The sequence below is a fragment of the Streptomyces sp. NPDC059718 genome (assembly GCF_042733315.1).
In the GTDB taxonomy this organism is placed as follows: domain Bacteria; phylum Actinomycetota; class Actinomycetes; order Streptomycetales; family Streptomycetaceae; genus Actinacidiphila.
On sequence record NZ_JBHWGA010000061.1, the window covers coordinates 1 to 3,923 of the forward strand.

Below are 3,923 nucleotides of genomic sequence, written 5' to 3' on the forward strand. Positions count from 1 at the left end.
GGTTAAAGCCCGCTTTCGAATTCCGCCTTTCGGCGGAATTCGCCCCGAATTCGCCTGACGGCGAATTAGATGTGGTTGCTGATAATCGCCTGACGGCGATTATGTGGGCGTGGTGAATTCCCCGTAGGGGAATTCTTGTGGTGGGGTGGTGAATTGCTGGGGAATTGCCGCGCCGTTGGCGCGGCATGTGTCGCGGGAATTCCGGGCGCAGCGTTGCGGCCGCCGTTGGCGTCCGCCCGGTCGGGCGCGGCCCGTCGCGGCCGCGCGTGTATCAGGTTGACTGCCTGTCGGACTTTGGTGGACGGTGCCCCTACCGGGGCTAGGGGCGGACGTTGACGGTGTCTCGGGTACGTGTCGACGGCGCGGCGCGGCCGCGCGGATGCGCGGCCCGTTCCGGCTCGGTTCTGACGGCCTATCGGCCGGAATTACAGGCCGGTTTTTTAATTCCCGGCATTCCGGAGCCGGCGACTCCATTCCGAGAGAAATGCAATTCCCTGAAAGGGAATTACCGCACGCGCACAGAATTCCCGAACACGTGACGCCGACACCCGTCCAGAATTCCCGCACACGCGCCCTACCGGGCGCACACTCACCCATGCCTGCACCGTACACAAACACGCGCGACACGACGTCAGAACTGACGCACAATCACACGAAAGAGGAATTCCCTACCGGGAATTCACCGCCCCGCCGACACCCCACGGGACACGCCGCCGCGCCCCGCCACCACCACGCCGGGCCCATCAGCCCGGCCCCCACCCACACCCCCACAGCACAGCGCAGCGCCCCCACCGGCACCCCAACGCCACCCAAGAGGCCCCACCACACCCACACCCGCCACACCACCACCCCACACCCACACACGCGGACAGGCCCCACAGAGGGGAAGTCAGACCAACACCCCACCCAGAAACCCCACCTGACCAGCAGAAACACCGTCACGCCCGCACAGCGTGCGCAACGGCCGCCGCAACGGCCCGCGCAACGGCCGCCGCAACGCTCTTTGCAACGGCTCACGCAACGCCAAGAACCGCCCCTGTACTGCGGGGATATCTACCGACGAGATCGCTAATCGTGGTACTATTCGTGATGTCGGAACGGGTTGGCCCCCGAACCGGCGGCCCAGATCACAACCCACCAGGAGGAACCTAGTGGCACTCAACCCGGACGAGATCGCGAAGCGTTTCGCCCCCGCCCCCGACGACGCCGAGCGCATCGCGAAGAAGAACGAGATCAGCTGCGCCGCACACGCGCTCGCCGCCCTGATCAACGAGCTCGTTCCCGGATCGCGCGAGGAGTCCGAGGCGGTCACGCACGTGGAGACCGCCGTCATGTGGGCACACGCCGCCATTGACCGCCGGTACGTGCCGCGCCAGCACTGACACCCCGCCGGGCGGCGGTTAGCCCCGCCGCCCGGCCCCACCCCGAACCGCACCCAGCGAGAGGACCACTCATGACCACCAAGAACCCCATGGACGGCCGTTTCTGGCGCATCGAGGCGTACGGGAACGGTGGCAAGCTCGCCGAGACCGCCCACACCCCCGCCGCGCCCCAGGTGTGGGCGGACATGGCCGCCAGGATGGCCCACCGCGCCACCACCCCCCAGGGAACCGGGTTCGTCGTCGCCTACCACGTGTCCGACGTCGTGACCGTCCTGCCGGACGGGACCCCCCAGGCCGCCACCGGGATGAACTACCGCCGCGCGCCGTTCCTGCCCGGCATGGAACACCCGTTCTCCATCTCTGACGCCGTACGGGGCGCCGCCGAAATCCTCGGCCCGCCGTGGAGCGCCCAGCCCGGCCCCTACGGGACGACCGGCCTACTGTTCGGCCCCCGCGTCCGCCCCCAGGTGATCGGCGTCGACGAGGCGACCGGCCACCTGTACATGCAGCCGCACGGCAGCGAGCCCGCGCCCCGCTTCGACATCGTCATCCCCGAGCGCACGGCCGCAGGACTCACCGTCATCGCTCACGCGCTCGCCGTCATCGCTCACGAAAAGTTCGCGTAGCCGCCCCAGGCCGGGCGGCGGTTGGCCCCGCCGCCCGGCCCCCATCCCAAACCACGCACCACCCAACCCAAGGAGCACACCCGACATGACCGCGAAGAAGACCACCGCCGCCCCCGCCGAGCCGCAGGCGACCGGCACCGCCCTTGAGCAGCTGGGCCGACTTGTCGCGCTGCACCCCGATCAGCTGGTCACCGACGAGCAGAACGCCCGCAAGGAGAAGGGCAACAGCGAGCCCGACGCCGCGCTGTTGGCGTCCGTTCTGCGCATCGGTGTCCAGGACCCGATCACGGTCCGCGCGCTGAGCGACGGCCGGTTCGGAGTGATCAAGGGGCAGCGGCGCGCCAAGGCCGCCCAGGCTGCCGCCAAGAAGGCCAAGGCCAACGGCACGGAGCCGAGGCCCGTCCCCGCTTTCGTCCGCGACGACTTGAGCGACGGACAGGCCCTGTTGCTGTCGGTGGTGGAGAACACCCAGCGGCGCGCCATGACCGCAGGCGACACCGTCAACGCCATCGCGCAACTGGAACTGATCAGCGCAACCGAAGTCGACCGCCGTCAGGCCGCCGGAGTGCTGGGCATGCCTCGCACGTTCCTGAAGGCCGCCGACAAGGCCAGGACGCTCAAGCAGGCGAATTTGCACGAGGCCGCCGGATACGGGTTCGACATGATCGAACTGTCCGAGCTTGCCGACGTCGAGGACGAGCCCAACGCCGCTAGCAGGCTGGCCCGCGCCAGGAAGCGGGACCAGGACGAAGGCAAGAAGCAGCGCGGGCACTGGGCACAGATGCTCGCGACTCTCCGCCAGGAGAAGGCCGAGCGGATCAAGGTCGAGGGCATCAAGGCCAAGCTCACCGCCGCCGGGGTGAAGTTGATCGGATACGGAAGCGGCATGACCGGCAATGAGCGCCCGCTTGAATCGCTCACCACCAGCGCGGGCAGGCGCATCACGCCCAAGGCTCACGCCAAGTGCCCCGGACACGCCGCGCGCGTCGCTCGCGACGGAGAGGTCACGTTCTACTGCACCAACGCCGCAGCACTCGGCCACAAGGACGCCAAGGACGCCGAGGACGCCAAGGCCAAGGCCGAGGAGCGCACCAAGCGGAAGCACACGGTTGCGATGAACAAGCAGGCCCGAGCCGCGCGCGAGGCCCGCCAGGTGTTCATCAAGGAACTGTGCGGCCGCAAGCAGATGAGCGACGCGGCATGGCTGGTCACGCTGACCACCATCATGAACAACCCGGACCACCACAAGCAGCTGGTGAACCGGACCGCGCCCAGCGCGCTTATCTCCCAGTTCACCGGGTCCGCCGAGCCCGAGGGTTGGGCCGCGCCGTTCGCCACGCTCATCAACCGCGCCGGACGCGCCCGCCGCCCGATGCTGCTGTTGGCCTACGCGGCCGCAGCGAACGAGGGTCTGATGGTGGACAAGGCTTGGCAGTCCCCGAGCGAGGGGGCCGCCGCTTGGCTCGCGTTCCTGAAGGTCGAGGGTTACACCCTGTCCGAGCACGAAGAGGGCATCACCACGGCCGCCACCGAGAAGCCCACCATCACCGCCGCCGCGCCGGACGAGGACGCCGACGAGGACACCCCGGAGGAGGGGCCCGCCGACGCCGACGGCCCCGCCGAGGAGGCCGACGACACGGAGCAGCCCGAGGCCGACGCCGAGGAAGAGCCGGAGGCCGAGGAGCCCGCCGACGCCGCGCCGGACGAGGAGGCCGACGCCGCCGACGAGGCCGAGGAGAAGCCGGAGGCCGACGACGCCAGCCCCGCCCCGGAGGAGACCGAGGAGCCGCAGGAGGCCGCCCAGGAGGCCGAGGAGGGCGCCGAGGAGCCGGAGAGCGGCGCCCAGGGGGCGTAGCGCCCCCGGCGGGGGGGGGGGCCGCCCCCCGGCCCCCCCCCCCCCCGCCCCCCCCGGGGC

General features: G+C 70.0%; 3 protein-coding genes. All 3 read left to right on the plus strand.

Translation table 11 applies throughout. The features are described 5' to 3' along the window. The first annotated feature begins 1,151 nt into the window (after nucleotides 1-1,151). The 3 genes from ACFV3E_RS40765 to ACFV3E_RS40775 all read left to right on the plus strand — a co-directional run bounded on the left by ACFV3E_RS40765 (nucleotide 1,152) and on the right by ACFV3E_RS40775 (nucleotide 3,863). Entirely contained in the window at nucleotides 1,152-1,382 is a 231-nt protein-coding gene (locus ACFV3E_RS40765; RefSeq protein WP_500540703.1) for an Acb2/Tad1 domain-containing protein, read from the plus strand. 71 nt (nucleotides 1,383-1,453) lie between these two features. Beyond that, a complete protein-coding gene (locus tag ACFV3E_RS40770; RefSeq protein WP_500540705.1) occupies nucleotides 1,454-2,008 on the plus strand; it encodes a hypothetical protein in 555 nt (184 codons plus the stop codon). Between the two features lie 85 nt (nucleotides 2,009-2,093). Then, nucleotides 2,094-3,863 (plus strand): ParB/RepB/Spo0J family partition protein, encoded by a 1,770-nt coding sequence (locus ACFV3E_RS40775; RefSeq protein WP_500540707.1) that lies wholly within the window; start codon nucleotides 2,094-2,096, stop codon nucleotides 3,861-3,863. Nucleotides 3,864-3,923 lie beyond the last annotated feature (60 nt).